General features: G+C 64.7%; 10 protein-coding genes, 1 other RNA gene and 1 pseudogene. 8 read left to right on the forward strand and 4 right to left on the reverse strand.

Annotation, left to right across the window (positions count from 1 at the left end; translation table 11 throughout):
* Window positions 1-120: 120 nt before the first annotated feature.
* A complete protein-coding gene (locus EO156_RS22810) occupies window positions 121-1,602 on the forward strand; it encodes an FAD-dependent oxidoreductase (protein ID WP_016851501.1) in 1,482 nt (493 codons plus the stop codon).
* 534 nt (window positions 1,603-2,136) lie between these two features.
* Here the strand turns inward: EO156_RS22810 and EO156_RS22820 are convergent.
* The gene (locus tag EO156_RS22820; RefSeq protein ID WP_016851500.1) at window positions 2,137-3,195 is read right to left on the reverse strand and encodes an NAD(P)-dependent alcohol dehydrogenase; all 1,059 of its coding nucleotides are present in this window, start codon (window positions 3,193-3,195) and stop codon (window positions 2,137-2,139) included.
* Between the two features lie 307 nt (window positions 3,196-3,502).
* On the opposite strand from EO156_RS22820, the gene EO156_RS22830 reads away from it, so the two are divergent.
* The 3 genes and pseudogenes from EO156_RS22830 (at window position 3,503) to EO156_RS22835 (ending at window position 6,407) form a co-directional block, all read left to right on the forward strand.
* The gene (locus tag EO156_RS22830; protein ID WP_003482140.1) at window positions 3,503-4,576 is read left to right on the forward strand and encodes a glycoside hydrolase family 5 protein; all 1,074 of its coding nucleotides are present in this window, start codon (window positions 3,503-3,505) and stop codon (window positions 4,574-4,576) included.
* Between the two features lie 445 nt (window positions 4,577-5,021).
* Window positions 5,022-5,225 (forward strand): annotated as a pseudogene (locus EO156_RS24520) (hypothetical protein); the annotation flags it as partial.
* A gap of 129 nt (window positions 5,226-5,354) precedes the next feature.
* Complete coding sequence (locus EO156_RS22835; RefSeq protein WP_016851497.1) at window positions 5,355-6,407, forward strand: glycoside hydrolase family 5 protein; 1,053 nt, start codon at window positions 5,355-5,357, stop codon at window positions 6,405-6,407.
* A gap of 4 nt (window positions 6,408-6,411) precedes the next feature.
* Here EO156_RS22835 and EO156_RS22840 read toward each other — a convergent pair.
* A non-coding RNA gene (locus tag EO156_RS22840) (sX9 sRNA) lies at window positions 6,412-6,484 on the reverse strand.
* A 562-nt stretch (window positions 6,485-7,046) separates the two neighbouring features.
* Here EO156_RS22840 and EO156_RS22845 point away from each other — a divergent pair.
* On the forward strand, window positions 7,047-8,180 hold the full coding sequence (locus tag EO156_RS22845; protein WP_016851494.1) for a glycoside hydrolase family 5 protein: 1,134 nt from the start codon (window positions 7,047-7,049) through the stop codon (window positions 8,178-8,180).
* 292 nt (window positions 8,181-8,472) lie between these two features.
* Window positions 8,473-8,916 (forward strand): PepSY domain-containing protein, encoded by a 444-nt coding sequence (locus EO156_RS22850; protein WP_016851493.1) that lies wholly within the window; start codon window positions 8,473-8,475, stop codon window positions 8,914-8,916.
* Window positions 8,917-9,153: 237 nt separating this feature from the next.
* On the opposite strand, the gene EO156_RS22855 is transcribed toward EO156_RS22850, so the two are convergent.
* Both EO156_RS22855 and EO156_RS22860 read right to left on the reverse strand, forming a co-directional pair.
* Window positions 9,154-10,950 (reverse strand): M28 family metallopeptidase, encoded by a 1,797-nt coding sequence (locus EO156_RS22855; RefSeq protein WP_005912472.1) that lies wholly within the window; start codon window positions 10,948-10,950, stop codon window positions 9,154-9,156.
* Window positions 10,951-11,111: 161 nt separating this feature from the next.
* A complete protein-coding gene (locus tag EO156_RS22860; RefSeq protein WP_003482163.1) occupies window positions 11,112-11,768 on the reverse strand; it encodes a hypothetical protein in 657 nt (218 codons plus the stop codon).
* A 97-nt stretch (window positions 11,769-11,865) separates the two neighbouring features.
* Here EO156_RS22860 and EO156_RS22865 point away from each other — a divergent pair, with 97 nt between their 5' ends.
* Together EO156_RS22865 and EO156_RS22870 are read left to right on the forward strand one after the other, a co-directional pair.
* Window positions 11,866-13,164: a peptidoglycan DD-metalloendopeptidase family protein gene (locus tag EO156_RS22865; protein WP_016850464.1), complete on the forward strand. Its 1,299-nt coding sequence runs from the start codon at window positions 11,866-11,868 to the stop codon at window positions 13,162-13,164.
* A 104-nt stretch (window positions 13,165-13,268) separates the two neighbouring features.
* Entirely contained in the window at window positions 13,269-14,795 is a 1,527-nt protein-coding gene (locus EO156_RS22870) for a S41 family peptidase (RefSeq protein WP_016850463.1), read from the forward strand.
* Window positions 14,796-14,871: the final 76 nt, after the last annotated feature.

Below are 14,871 nucleotides of genomic sequence, written 5' to 3' on the forward strand. Positions count from 1 at the left end.
CCCCTCTCCCGCGCGCGGGAGAGGGGCTGGGGGTGAGGGCAGCGGCCTGCCCCCCTCATCCGCCCCTTCGGGGCACCTTCTCCCGCACGCGGGAGAAGGGAATCAGCTACGGATTTCTTTATGAGCCGCAAACAAGCTTTCCAATTCCTCGACCTGCCCCGGACCATGCCCACGCGCATTCCGGTGGAACTGCGCACGTCCGGCGACTGGGGCGAGTTGTACGGCAGGTTCGACAAGGCCGACGCGCAATACCAGGCCGGCCGTTGCCTGGACTGCGGTAATCCGTATTGCAGCTGGAAATGCCCGGTGCACAACGCCATCCCGCAATGGCTGCAGCTGGTGCAGGAAGACCGCATCATCGAGGCCGCCGCGTTGTGCCATTCGACCAACCCGCTGCCGGAAGTGTGCGGGCGGGTGTGTCCGCAGGACCGCCTGTGCGAAGGCAGCTGCACGCTGGAAGAATTCGGCGCGGTCACCATCGGCGCGGTGGAGAAATACATCGTCGACACCGCCTTCAAGATGGGCTGGCGCCCGGACCTGGGCAACGTGCAGGCCAGCGGCCACCGTGTGGCGGTGATCGGCGCCGGCCCGGCCGGCCTGGCGTGTGCGGACCGCCTGGCGCGCGCCGGTATCGAAGCGGTGGTGTACGACCGCTATGAGCAGATCGGCGGCCTGCTGCAGTTCGGCATCCCCAGCTTCAAGCTGGACAAATCGGTGATCGGCAAGCGCCGCGAGATCCTCGAAGGCATGGGCGTGCAGTTCCGCCTGGGCGTGGAGGTCGGCCGCGACATCAGCATCGAGCAGTTGCTGGGCGAGTACGACGCCGTCTTCCTCGGCACCGGCGCCTATCGCTACACCGACGGCGGCCTGCCCGGGCAGGATTTGAAGAACGTGCTGCCGGCGCTGCCGTTCCTGGTGCAGAACAGCCGCATCGTCAGCGGCAACGACCCGCACGGCCGGCCGATCGCCGGCTGGGAAGACCAGCTCGCCCTGCCCGACCTCACCGGCAAGCGCGTGGTGGTGCTGGGCGGTGGCGACACCGGCATGGACTGCGTGCGCAGCGCCATTCGTCTGGGCGCAGCCAAGGTCACCTGCGCGTATCGCCGCGACGAAGCCAGCATGCCCGGCTCGGCACGCGAGGTTGCCAACGCACGCGAAGAAGGCGTGCGCTTCCTGTTCAACCGCCAACCGCTGTCGATCGAATCCGGCGCCGACGACGAAGCCATCGGCGTGACCGTAGTGGAAACCAAGCTGGGCGAACCCGACGCCAGCGGCCGCCGCAATGCGGTGCCGGTGGAAGGCAGCGAATCGCTGCTGGAAGCGGACGTGGTGATCATCGCCTTCGGCTTCTCGCCTACCCTGCCCGACTGGTTGGCCTCGCAAGGCGTGGACGCCGGCGGCAATGGCCGCATCGTCGCCCCGTCCGACGGCAACGGCCGCCTGCCCTACCAGACCAGCAACCCGCGCCTGTTCGCCGGCGGCGACTGCGTGCGCGGCGCCGATCTGGTGGTGACCGCAGTAGCCGAAGGCCGCGATGCGGCGGGAAGCATCGTGCAGCTGCTCGGGGTCAAAGCGCAGGTCAAGGAGCCGGCTGCGGCGTAGCCGTCGTGGGTGCACAAGATATGAGATTGCAGGTACCAGATCAGGCCGTAGCGCTCATTTCCCTCTGACTTCCTTGCAACCGTCGCCAGACTCGATCTGGCTAATCGGATCTCGCGCTAACGATCGTGCAACTCACCAATCGGATACGGATCTGATTGTATTCGGCTCAGAAGCATTTATTCGCGCTGCAATAGCGCAAATAGCACAGCCGCAGGATGTGGATTGTTTGGGCGTATTCAACGGCGATGACTATCGAGGCCCCTGGCAAGAAAAAAGCGGATCACTTAGCAAACTCGAGTGGCGACAGATTGATGCCGACTCGGCACGGTACATCGGCACCAAGTGGATGCCGGACGGCGAGTCCTCGCGAGAGTTTGGTGCTCTTATGGGAGACCTCGTTGATCGTGAAGAACTCGCCATTAGGCTTTGGCCGTAAGCGCATCAAGCTGCGCTGGTAACAAACTGCCGCGCGCCACCGCCTGCGTCTAACAACAACGCAAGCGGTGGCATTTCATACATTTGATGCAATCTTGATCAAGCCGCCTTATCCAAGGTCGCCATATCGATCACGAAGCGGTACTTCACGTCGCTCTTGAGCATGCGCTCGTAGGCCTCGTTGATCTGGTCGGCGCGGATCGTTTCGATGTCCGAGACGATGTTGTGCTTGGCGCAGAAATCCAGCATTTCCTGGGTCTGGCGGATGCCGCCGATCAGCGAGCCTGCCAGCGTGCGGCGCTTCATCACCAGGTTGAACACCGCCGGCGACGGGTGCGACTGCTCGGGCACGCCGACCAGCACCATGGCGCCATCGCGCTTGAGCGCGTTGAGGAACGGGTCCAGGTTGTGCGGTGCGGCCACGGTGTTGAGGATGAAGTCCAGGGTGTTGTACTGCGCGGCCATCTGCGCTTCGTCCTTGGAAATCACCACTTCGCTGGCGCCCAGGCGCAGCGCATCGGCGCGCTTGCTTTCGGAGGTGGTGAACAGCACCACGGTAGCGCCCATCGCCTTGGCGATCTTCACCGCCATGTGGCCCAGGCCGCCGAGACCGACCACGCCCACCTTCTGGCCCGGGCCTACCTTCCAGTGCGCCAGCGGCGAATAGGTGGTGATGCCGGCGCACAGCAGCGGCGCCACCGCGGCCAGGTTGTCGCTGTGGGTGATGCGCAGCACGTACTTCTGGTCGACCACGATATGGTCGGAATAGCCGCCGTAGGTGTTCTCGCCGCCGCCGAACATCGGCCCGTTGTAGGTGCCGGTGAAGCCGGCTTCGCAATACTGTTCTTCGCCTTCCTGGCAGGAGGCGCAGCTGCGGCAGCTGTCGACCATGCAGCCAACACCGGCCAGGTCGCCGACCTTGAAGCCGGTGACCGCATTGCCCACCGCCGTGACGCGGCCGACGATCTCGTGGCCGGGCACCGAGGGGTACAGCGTGTTGTGCCATTCGTTGCGTGCGGTATGCAGGTCCGAGTGACACACGCCACAGTAGGCGATGTCGATCTGCACGTCGTTGAGGCCGGGCGCACGGCGTTCGAACACGAATGGGGCAAGTGGTTGATCGGCGGCCTGGGCAGCGTAGGCGTGGGCTGTGCTCATGGGAAAACTCCGGGGTGTTGCGTCGTCGGCAAGCTGCGCCAACAACGGAAAAGAAGGATCGCTAGCTTAAAACGCGCAGATGTCGCACTCCTGCGACAGTGCGTCTTACCTGGTCTCTTGCGAACGCGAGCGCACCCGCATGATGCGCCTTGCGCGTGTTCGCAGGCGGTCAAATCCGGACCTTGCGCGTGAATGGCGCGCTAACGTGCGAGCTCATAGGCTCACGCAGCAGCAGATGGCGCTGCACCATCTGCGCTGGCCGTGCCCTCCCCCGCGGCTGCCCACGTCGATGCCGAAGGAGACTTCCATGTTCCGCACTCCACCGCACTTTCCCCGCCTGCGCATCGCCGCGCTCGCGTTGACCTTGCTCGCCGCCGGTCCGTTGGCCCAGGCCAAGGAGCCGCCCGGCCCCAGGAGGGAAACCGCCGGCCTGAAGTATGTTGGCGTCAATCTGTCCGGTGCCGAGTTCAACTCGCGCAAGAAACCCGGCACCTTGTTCAAGGACTACACCTATCCTGCCGCCTCGGACTTCAGCTATTTCGCCGGCAAGGGCATGAATACGATCCGATTGCCGTTCCTGTGGGAACGCGTGCAGCCCGAGCTCAATGGCCCGCTGGACCAGGCCCAATTGGGGCTGATCAAGAAGTCGCTCGAGGCAGCCAAGGCCAACAAGCAATACCTGATCCTGGATCTGCACAACTACGCCACGTACAGCGGCAAGCGCATCGGCACCAGCGACGTGCCGGCCGGCGCGTTGGCCGATCTGTGGCGCCGGCTGGCGCTGGAGTTCAAGGACGACAAGGCGGTGATCTTCGGGCTGATGAACGAGCCCAATGGCATTTCCGCGCCCGACTGGGCCAATGCCGCGCAGGGGACGATCACTGCGATCCGCAAGACCGGCGCGAAGAATCTGATCCTGGTGCCGGGCACCGCCTACACTGGCGCACACAGCTGGCGCAGCACCAGCTACGGCGTCTCCAACGCAAAGGCGCTGGAAATCCTCAAGGACCCGGGCAACAACCTGGCCTTCGAAGCGCATCAATATCTGGATAAGGACTACAGCGGCACCAAGCCGGTATGCACCAGCGATTCGGTAGGCCAAGAAAAGCTGCAGGGCTTCACCTCGTGGCTGCGCGAGAACAAGCAGAAGGGCTTTCTGGGCGAATTCGCCACGGCCAACAATCCGGTCTGCGACAAGGCGCTGGAAGGCATGCTGACCTACATGGAAAAGAACAGCGACGTGTGGCTGGGCTGGACCTGGTGGGCGGCGGGCGCGTGGTGGAAGCCGGACTATCCCTTCACCGTGCAACCGGGCAAGGACGGCAGCGACAAGCCGCAGATGGCGATCCTGAGCAAGTACGCACGCCGCGCCGGCAAGTAAGCAGCGGCGCAGGCAGAAGGTGGTCGCAACCAGTGTTGCGGCCACCTTTTTTATGTCCATTGCGGTGCACCGCGTTGGAGGACAGGCTGCTTCGGAGAAGAGCAGGCCGCCGCTAGCTCGCCGTGGGCAGCGCAGAAGGCAGAAGCAATCCCGCGCCAGCTCAAACGCTTCCGATTGCCGATGTGCGCTCTTCGATGGCGTGCGACAGCCCGGCATCGAGCGCGTGCCATGTCTTGCCTGCGCTTGTGCAAGCTGCGGTGCACAGCGGCCGTCGCGACGACGCGCTGACGTAACGCGCTCGCACCAAGTGCGTGGACGACGCGCAAGCGATCTCATCCCGTATCGCGCCACCGCGATTGCGCACGCCACCTGCGCTCTGTCTGCCGCGGTGGCTGGCATTGCCCGACGACAGCATTGCCAATCAGGCAGCCCATCGCGATGAACAGAGAAGCGCTGCAGCGCAGAGGCTTTGCACGCAACGCAGCTGCATTCGCCTGCGATGCGCAGCACGCCATCGCGCAGGTCATGGTGTGCCACTGGTTTGAAGCGTGCGCTAACGGTGCGGTGCGTTCGGGCCATGCGTGCGCGCTCTAACACAAGAACTGCGCGTCACTGCACAGCTTGGCCGATTGATCCCTCTCAGCCGTAGTTTGTGCGGGCGTATACGCCTAGTCTGGTGATGGACGCGTTGCTGTCGTACATCGAACGAGCTCATGCCCGTCTCGGCACGTCGTCCTTGCACAGGTCTTTCGCACGCAGAAGTCTCAGGAGTTCCCCCATGAAATCCCTCACCACGCATACGCGCCGGCTGCGTTGCCGCGCGCTGTCTTTCCTATTGCTGGCCGCCATGCCCCTCGCGCAGGCGCAAAGCGCCACCGGCCTGAAGTATGCAGGCGTCAATCTTTCCGGCGCCGAGATCAAATCCTCGCAAAAGCCCGGCGTGCTCGACATCGACTACCGTTATCCGGCGGCCGATGAATACGCCTACTTCGCCGGCAAGCACATAAACACCGTGCGCCTGCCGATCCTGTGGGAACGGCTGCAGCCAAAGACAGGTGGCGAGCTGGATCCGGCCCAGCTGGCGTTGATCCGGCAGGCGGTCGCCAACGCCAAGGCGGCCAAAATGTACGTGATCGTGGATGTGCATAACTACGCCAAGTATTACGGCTACACCATCGGCAGCACGAAAGTGCCGATCAGCACCTTCAACGATCTATGGCGACGGCTGGCGATCGCCTTCAAGAGCGACAACGCCGTGATCTTCGGGCTGATGAATGAGCCTTACGACATCGATCCGCAAGCGTGGGCGACGGCCGCGCAGGCGTCCATCGACACCATTCGTAAAACCGGCGCCACCAATCTGATTCTGGTACCGGGTGCGTTGTGGACAGGCGCGCATAGCTGGTACTCCACGGTGGCCGGGCAATCCAATGCAGTGGCGATGGCATCCATTCGCGACCCGCTCAATCGTTATGCCATCGAAGCGCATCAATATTTGGATGCCGATTCCAGCGGCACCAGCGGCGGTTGCGTCAGCGCCACGGTCGGGGTCGAACGGCTGCGCAGCTTCACCGAGTGGCTGCGTCTGAACAAAAAACGCGGGTTTCTCGCCGAATTCGGCACCGGCAATACGGTCACCTGCAATCTCGCGCTCAACGGCATGTTGGGCTACATGGAATCCAACAGCGATGTGTGGATGGGCTGGTCCTGGTGGGCGGCAGGCGCATGGTGGAGTGGGGCGTATCCGTTCAACGTGCAACCGGATGCGCAAGGGCGCGACAAGCCGCAGATGTCGATATTGAGCCCACGTGCGCGCCGGATTACCGATTAAGCGCGACCAACACACCTAGCGAGCAGTCGTCAGGTGGACGTGGATGGCGCGGAAACCACAACGTCCGCGTGGTCCATGCCACGCGCCTGCCGCGCCAGCCTGATGGCTGCACGCCGGTGTTTCAGCTGTTGTTCCGCAACGACGGCGCTGGTCAAGGCGAGTGCGGCTGCGGCCAAGCAATCGTCACCGCACATCACTTTCTCTATCCGGTAGTGAGCACGCGCGTTCTACTGGGCTGAGCATTCCGCTATTGGGCCGCTTTTTCCTCGTACTTTCAGGGGAAAGATCGATGCAGCCTATGCACGCTCCCTGGGTGGCGCTTTAAATGCGGCATAGCGTCATAGACATGACGTCATGCCACTGACGGCAGACGCTTCCATACGACGCAAAATCGACAGCGCGGACACACGCACGCCGCAATTGCGCGAACACTTCGCGATATCGCGCGCTTTTGTGCGGCCTATCAATCTCGAAAATGCGCCTTGCAGAGTGTGACTGCGATGCAATTCGCATATTGGCGTTCCATTGGCCACACCCGGCAATTGGGCACGGCTGATGCATTGATTCAGACCGATGCAGCGCATCGCGCGCAACGCGCATGCACTTAGCTGCATCTCCCCCCGTCTGAGGAGTTGTGTCATGTCTGCTGTCTGTTTTTCGTTGCGCGCGCTACTGCGCTCCACGCTGCTTTTCATCGTGTTTGGCAGCCTGCCGTTGGCCCACGCGCAGACGCGCGCGCTCACCTATGCCGGCGTCAATCTGTCCGGTGCCGAATTCGCATCTTCCAAAAAGCCCGGAGTCCTCAACAAGGACTATATGTACGCGGCGGCCAGCGATTACACCTATTTCGCCGGTGTCGGCATGAATACCATCCGCCTGCCGATCCTGTGGGAACGGCTGCAGCCCACCGCGAGCGGCGAACTGGATCCGGCCCAACTCGCGTTGCTGCAACAGGCCGTGGCACGCGCCAAGGCAGCCGGCATGTATCTGGTCATCGATATCCATAACTACGCCAAGTATTACGGCTACAAGATCGGCAGCCCGGAAGTACCGGTGGCCACGTTTACCGATCTATGGCGTCGTCTCGCACTGGCGTTCAACAGCGACAACGTGGTGATGTTCGGGCTGATGAATGAGCCCAACAATATTTCGGCCAGCGAATGGGCCGGCGCAGCGCAGGCCGCCATCGATGCCATCCGCAGGACCGGTGCCAATAACCTGATTCTGGTGCCCGGCGCATTGTGGACCGGCGCGCACAGTTGGTATTCCACCACGAACGATGGCTACTCCAACGCCACCGCGCTGACGTCCATCTACGACCCGCTCGATCGCTACGCCTTCGAAGTGCATCAGTATCTGGATGCCGATTCCAGCGGCACCAGCAGCACCTGTGTCAGCAGCACCATTGGCGCCGAGCGCCTGCGCAACTTCACGCAGTGGCTGCGCACCAACCGCAAGCGCGGCTTTCTGGCCGAATTCGGCACCGCCAACAATGCGGTGTGCAACCAGGCGCTGCAAGGCATGTTGGCGTACATGGAAACCAATGCAGATGTGTGGCTGGGTTGGACCTGGTGGGCGGCCGGTTCGTGGTGGAACCTCAGCTACGCATACAGCGTGCACCCCAACAAGGACGGCACCGACAAGCCGCAGATGGCGATCCTGTCGCCGCAGGCCGCACTCGCCACGCGTGCACCGGTCGCTGCTGCCGCGGCGCGCACTTCCGCTGCATCGACCTCCGCAACAAGCACATCCGTTGCACGCACGGCACGCTGATGCCAGACAAGCCGCCGTAAGGCGGCTTTGTTTTACGCACGCAGCGCGCGGGCAAATGGCGTTGGCACGATGGGATGCACACGCCGATTACTGCGATTCCATCGTGGATAGCCATGTTGCTGCGTGCTCGGCCGCAACAGCCGTTGCGATGTAAACAACGCGTGTAGCGCAGGTGAACTGGCACCTGCGCATTTCAGCTTACTGAACTTTCGTCGCGGCCGCTTGCGGCCTTTCACCTGATGGCGATAAGCCGCCCTCCAGCATGAGCGCACTTCACTGCAGGAGCATTCCCATGACACAGCGATTGATGAAGACCGCACTGATCGGCGTCCTAGCCTTGGTGTCGCAGGGCGCGTTGGCACAAGCGGCCGACAAGCCGGCCAAGGCGCTCACCTCTGGTGAGGTCACCAGCATGCTCACCGCAAAGGGCTACACCAAGGTGCACGACCTCAAGTTCGAGCACGGCGTCTGGACCGCGGATGCGCGTAGCGGCGACGGCAAGGATGTGGACGTGCGCATCGACCCGGTGACCGGCCGCGTCTATGGCGACCAGACCACCTCCAAGCTCAGCGAAGCCGACGTGCGCGCATCGCTGTCCACCGGCGGCTATGCCGATGTGCACGACCTCAAGTTCAACGATGGCCTGTGGAAGGCCGATGCCAAGCGCAACGGGCAGAAGGTCGAACTGCACGTAGATCCGGAAGACGGCCACGTGGTGAGCGTGGAGAACGATTGAGTTGGCGCACGTCACGTTCGCCTGCCAGGCGGGTAGGGTAGATCAAGCATCGCAGAGGACGCACGCAGCATGGCCACGCTGCCGCGCCTTGGGCCGACATGTAGCGTCAGTGCAGCAAGCCACTGATCGCGCAAGATCGCAGCTCAGCGATGTTGCCTGGCGATGGGCCAGATGCCTGACATGACACAGCAACGCAAAAGGCCTCCGATGGGAGGCCTTTTGCGTAACGGAAGATTCTCAGCGTGGGGGCTTGGCCATGTTCGTCTGCGTAGCCCTACTGGTGGCGTCGGCCGGCTGCGCGCTCGCCGCACTTGTGCCAGGCCTGCCGGCCATCATGCGATCGCGCGCGGCCTTGAACGGGTTGCCGGGGTACCAGTTGGGCCAACGTTCGCCAGCAGCGACCTCCTTGCCCACGCCATAGACCACCTGCAGATCTTCGATGGTGCCATCGAGCTTCCAGGTGGCGGCGTCGTATTCGTCGCCAGGCGCGTGATAACGATGGCGTCCGTAGTCCTCGGCCGCGGCACGTCCGGCGGCAGTGCCGCCCTCGCGCAGGTCTTCGCCGCCATCGGCATACAACGCCGGCACGCCGGCCTTGGCGAAGTTGAAGTGATCCGAACGGAAATACGAGCCGCTTTGCGGGGTGGCTTCCGCGTGCAGGGTGCGCCCCTGCATCGCGGCGATCGGCTTGAGGATGTCCTCCAGCTCCGAGCTGCCCATCCCCACCACGGTGACATCGCGGGCGCGCCCGGCCACCGACATCGCATCCAGATTGATCACCGCCGCGATCTTGTCCAGCGGGAAGCTCGGGTTGGCCACGTAGTATTTGGAACCCAGCAGGCCGGATTCTTCCAGCGTCACCGCCAGGAACACCACCGAGCGCGTCGGCTTGGGGTCTTGATGGGCGAATGCGTCGGCGATTTCCAGGATGCCGGCCACGCCGGTGGCGTTGTCCACCGCGCCGTTGTAGATGTTGTCGCCGCGTTCACCCGGATGCTTGCCCAGGTGGTCCCAATGCGCCATGTACAGCACCGCCTCGTCGGCGTGGCTGGTGCCCGGCAGCACGCCGACCACATTGCGCGAGGTCTTCGCCGCGATCGTGCTCTTGAGGTCGACCGACCAGCTGGCCTTCAAGGGCACCGGCTTGAAGCCGCGCTTGCTGGCGTCCTTGTAGGCCTGCGTCAGGTCCAGTCCGGCATTGGCGAACAATTGCCTGGCGGTCTCGGCGCTGATCCAGCCCTGCACCGGCAGGCGCGGGTCGGGGTCGTCCTTGGCCGGCAAGTCGTATTGCGGGCCGGACCAAGAATTTTTCACCACGTCCCAGCCATAGCTGGCACCGGGCGTGTCGTGCACGATCAACGCCGCAGCCGCGCCCTTGCGTGCGGCTTCTTCGAACTTGTAGGTCCAGCGCCCGTAGTAGGTCATGCGCTTGCCGTCGAACAACTTGGCATCGTCGGTGTGGAAGCCCGGGTCGTTGACGAACATCACCACCGTCTTGCCCTTCCATTCCTGGCCGGCGTAGTCGTTCCACTGCTGCTCGGGCGCATCCACGCCGTAACCGACGAACACCAGCTCGCTGTTGTCCAGCTTGACCTCGGCTTGCCCGGTGCGGGTGCCGACCACGATGTCGGTGCCGAAGGCGAGGGTGCGGGTCTGCTCGCCGCTGCGCAGGCTGGGGGCGGTGGATGCATCGGCGGTGGTTTCCACCATCGGCACCTCCTGGAACCAGCTGTCGCCATTGCCGGGCTGCAGCCCGATGCGCTGCATCTGGTCGCGAATGTAGGTCACGGTCTTTTCTTCGCCGGGCGTCCCCGGGCCGCGGCCTTCGAAGTCGTCCGACGCCAGTGTCTTGACCAGTTCGGCGAAGTCGCCAGTGGTCATGTCCGGGGAGAAGGTGTGGCGGCTGACCGGTGCGCTGGGCGCGCTATCGGTCGGCGTCTGCGCGGCAGGCGCGCTGGGCGCATCGGCGGGTTCGCGTTTGCAGCCGGCCAGGGCCAGCGTCGCGGCCAGGCACAACAGGATCTTGCGGGGCATCGGAACTCCTCGTGCGGCGGAATCCCGATCTTAGAGCCTGCGCCGCATGGCGAGGTGAGCGCGTCGCTGCGTGCGCTGCAGTCGCATGGCGGGCCGGGCAGGGCGCCTGGAGCAGGTGCCCTGGATCCGGCGCACGCACCGGCAGGTGCGTGTTGCGTCGGTCAGTCCTTCGGCGCGACGTCGCTGTCGAAGCTGCGCGCGGTGGCGCCGCTCACCGCGCCGATCTTGGCGCTGCGGTGCACGTACAGGTTGACCTCGCGCTCGAAGTGCAACGGCCCATCGACCACCGCATCCGGGCCGATCACCACACGCGGCTTGCGCGAGGGCTGGAACGAAAAACCGAAGCTCGGCTTGCTCACTTCGATGCCGCCGCGCACATGCGAGCCCACCCCGACAGTGATGTCGCCATTGACCGTCTCGATGCCCTTGCCGAGCTCGGTTCCCACCAGCCCGATGCTGCCGTTGACCGTTTCCACGCCGCCACTGATCTGGCTGCCGCGCTCGGCGAGGATGCTGCCATTGACCGTTTCCAGCCCGCCGGACACCGTTACTTTCTGGCCCAGCGTGATCGAGCCGTTGACCGTTTCCACGCCACCGGTACGCGCGTTGTCGCCGATGCGGATGCCGCCGTTGACGGTTTCCACGTTCTTGGTTTGGGCACCGGCACCGATCTCGATGGAGCCGTTGACCGTTTCCAGGGCGCCATAGGTCTTGCCGGCATCTGCGCTGATCTTGCCGTTGACCTTGCTGACGTCCTCGTCGGCCCAGGCGCTCGTGCAGACCAAGGACAGTGCCAGGAGAAGAATTTGGGGCTTCATGCTGAACCTCGCGCGGCGGCGGTTGTCTGGGGCGTGGCGGCGATCACATCATGCTTGGCTACAATCGCGCACCTGCCTGAAGTCACTGGATCTTTCGTTGCCCCCTTCGCCCGCACCGCTGCCGCGCCTGCCGCTCGCTCCTGCCACCGGCCGTGGACGGATGTGGCTGGCGGTGGGCGTGCTGGCCTGCACCTTGCTGGGCAGCATGGGCGCAAGCGCGCAGAGCCAGCGCGAGACCGAGCGCAAACTGCAGCAGCTGCGCGATGAGCTCAAGACCATCAGCGCCGATCGACGCGAACTGGAAGGCAAGCGCGGCACCGCCGCGCAACAGTTGCGCCAGGCCGACGAGAAAGTGGCCAAGACCGCACGTGCATTGAGCGAGACCGAAGCGGCGATGCGCGCGCAGGAACAGCATCTGTCCACCCTGCAACAGGAACGCGCGCAATTGCAGCGCGGCCTGCAGAACCAGCGCGCGCAGCTGGCGGCGTTATTGCGCGCCGCCGATCAGGTGGGCCGCAATGCACCGTTGAAGGTGCTGCTGTCGCAGGACACGGTGGGCGATGCCGCGCGCATGCTGGCCGATCACCGCTACGTGCAAAACGCACGCGCGCAGCGCATCCACGCCTTGACCACGCAACTGGATGCCCTGGCGACAGTGGAACAGGACATCGCCACCCGGCGCCAGGCGCTGGATGCCGCGCGTGCGCAGCAAAAGGCGCAGGCGGCCACGTTGCAGAAGGATCGCTCGCAACAGGCGGCCACCGTCGCGCAGCTGGACGATCGCTACAAACAGCGCGCCGAGCGCGAAAAGGCAATCGGCCAGGACGCCAAGGCGCTGGAACAACTGCTCGCCAATCTGCGCGCGGCCGCCGCCAAGGCCGAAGCCGAACGGCGCGCTGCCGCCAGACGCGCCGCTGCCGAAGCCGCCGCACAGGCCAAGCGCAGCAAAACCGAGCGTTCCGATCGCCCCGGCAAGACGCCACCCAAGGTAGTCGCCAACGCACCGGCCCCCAAGGTCGGTGGGCTCAGCTGGCCGGTGGCGGGCAATCTGCTGGCGCGCTTCAATGCCACCTTGCCCGATGGCCACACCAGCAAGGGCGTGCTGATCGGCGCGCCCAAGGGCACCACCGTGACTGCAGTGGCCGATGGCACGGTGGTGTTTTCCGACTGGATGACCGGCTACGGCATGATCCTGATCGTGGACCACGGCAACGGCTACATGAGCCTGTACGCGCATAACGACACCTTGCTGCGCGATGCCGGCGCAACGATCAAACGTGGCGACGCGGTGGCCAAGGTCGGCAGTTCGGGCGGGCAGGGCGTGCCGGCGCTGTACTTCGAATTGCGTCGCAACGGGCAGCCGGTGGATCCATCGAGCTGGCTGCAACGCCGCTGAGCGCCGCGCACCGCCCGCGATTCAACGCGGATTTACCGCTGCTTCGCGCATAATCCGGTCAGCTCCGCGCTGCGGGGCGCCTTATCTCTTTGTCGGAGTGCTTCATGCGCGTAGCCGTCCTGTCCGTTGCCCTGTCGCTGGCCCTGTTCGCGTCGCCTGGTTGGGCGCAGAAGGCCGGCCCCGCCGCCGCCCAGGCCAGCGCGGACGATCCGGAAGCCAATGAAGCCGCTGTTTCCAAGGTGCCGCTGGATGAGATCCGCCGTTTCGTGGCGGTGTACAACGCGGTCAAGCAGGCCTACGTCGACCCGGTCGAAGACAAGAAGCTGATGCACGCCGCCGTGCGTGGCCTGCTCTCGGACCTGGACCCGCACAGCACCTATTTCGACAAGGAAGATGCCGAAGCCTTCGACGAACAGGCCACCGGCGCCTACGACGGCATCGGCGTGGAATTGCTGCAGCAGCAGGACAACACCCTCAAGGTGATCGCGCCGATCGACGACACCCCGGCCGCGCGCGCCGGCATCCGCGCCGGCGATGTGATCGTGGCCATCGACGGCAAGCCGATCGATGCCAGCAAGGCCATGGAGCCGCTGCGCGGCGAATCCGGCAGCAAGGTCGTGTTGACCATCATGCGCGACAAGACGCCCAAGCCGTTCGATGTGACCCTGCAGCGCGAAACCATCCGCGTGGCCAGCGTGCGCAGCAAGCTGCTGGAGCCGGGCTTTGGCTACATCCGCATCAGCACCTTCCAGGCCGACACCGGCGCCGACTTCCAGAAGAACCTCAAGCAGCTGCAGGCCGGCGGCAAGTTGCGCGGCCTGGTGCTGGATCTGCGCAGCAACCCCGGCGGTCTGCTGACCTCGGCGGTGCAGGTGGCCGACGATCTGCTGGACAAGGGCAATATCGTCAGCACGCGCGGGCGCATCTCCATCAGCGATGCCAAGTTCGACGCCACTCCGGGCGATCTGCTCAATGGCGCACCGGTGGTGGTGCTGGTGGACGCCGGCTCGGCCAGTGCCTCGGAGGTGCTGGCCGGCGCGCTGCGCGACAACAAGCGCGCACGCATCATCGGCAGCCGCACCTTCGGCAAGGGCTCGGTGCAGACCGTGCTGCCGCTGGACAACGGCGACTCGGTCAAGCTCACCACCGCGCGCTATTACACGCCCAGCGGCAAGTCGATCCAGGCCAGCGGCATCGTGCCGGACGTGCTGCTCACCCCCGAACCGCAGCCGGGCGATGCCGATGTGCCGGCCAGCCTGACCGACTACAGCGAAGCCACCTTGCCGGGCCACCTGCGCGGCGACGACGAAGGCGAGGAGGGCTACAGCGCCGGCGACGTGCTGCCGGGCGACGGCCCGATCACCGAAGCCTTGGCCGAACTCAAGCAACCCGGCGCCGCCGCCAAGGCGCAGGCTGCACGCAAAGCCAAGGCGCAGGCCGCGCAGAAGGCGAAGGCCGCCAATAAGACCGGTGCCGAGCCCAAGCCCGCCGCAGCGCGCCCGGCGACCACGGACAAGCCCAGGTCGGCCGAACCGGCAGGCAAAGCCAAGCCGGCCACTACACCCCCAGCGCCAGCCGAACCGGTGCAGCCGACGACGCCGACGGACAAGCCTGCCGAGCCGGTCAACTAAGCGTGGGCAACAGACCTGCGCGCGGCGTCGTGACGTAGGTCCGGTCGGCACACAGGAATCGGTGGAGGAGTGGTAC

It is taken from the genome of Xanthomonas sp. DAR33341, from assembly GCF_003992815.1.
Taxonomy (GTDB): Bacteria; Pseudomonadota; Gammaproteobacteria; order Xanthomonadales; family Xanthomonadaceae; genus Xanthomonas; species Xanthomonas cissicola.

Excerpts from the sequence above, each read along its gene's own strand:
- EO156_RS22810 (WP_016851501.1), top strand. The coding sequence starts at position 121 with ATGAGCCGCAAACAAGCTTTCCAATTCCTCGACCTGCCCCGGACCATG.
- EO156_RS22850 (WP_016851493.1), top strand. The coding sequence starts at position 8,473 with ATGACACAGCGATTGATGAAGACCGCACTGATCGGCGTCCTAGCCTTG.
- EO156_RS22860 (WP_003482163.1), bottom strand. The coding sequence starts at position 11,768 with ATGAAGCCCCAAATTCTTCTCCTGGCACTGTCCTTGGTCTGCACGAGC.
- EO156_RS22835 (WP_016851497.1), top strand. The coding sequence starts at position 5,355 with ATGAAATCCCTCACCACGCATACGCGCCGGCTGCGTTGCCGCGCGCTG.
- EO156_RS22820 (WP_016851500.1), bottom strand. The coding sequence starts at position 3,195 with ATGAGCACAGCCCACGCCTACGCTGCCCAGGCCGCCGATCAACCACTT.
- EO156_RS22855 (WP_005912472.1), bottom strand. The coding sequence starts at position 10,950 with ATGCCCCGCAAGATCCTGTTGTGCCTGGCCGCGACGCTGGCCCTGGCC.
- EO156_RS22845 (WP_016851494.1), top strand. The coding sequence starts at position 7,047 with ATGTCTGCTGTCTGTTTTTCGTTGCGCGCGCTACTGCGCTCCACGCTG.
- EO156_RS22830 (WP_003482140.1), top strand. The coding sequence starts at position 3,503 with ATGTTCCGCACTCCACCGCACTTTCCCCGCCTGCGCATCGCCGCGCTC.
- EO156_RS22870 (WP_016850463.1), top strand. The coding sequence starts at position 13,269 with ATGCGCGTAGCCGTCCTGTCCGTTGCCCTGTCGCTGGCCCTGTTCGCG.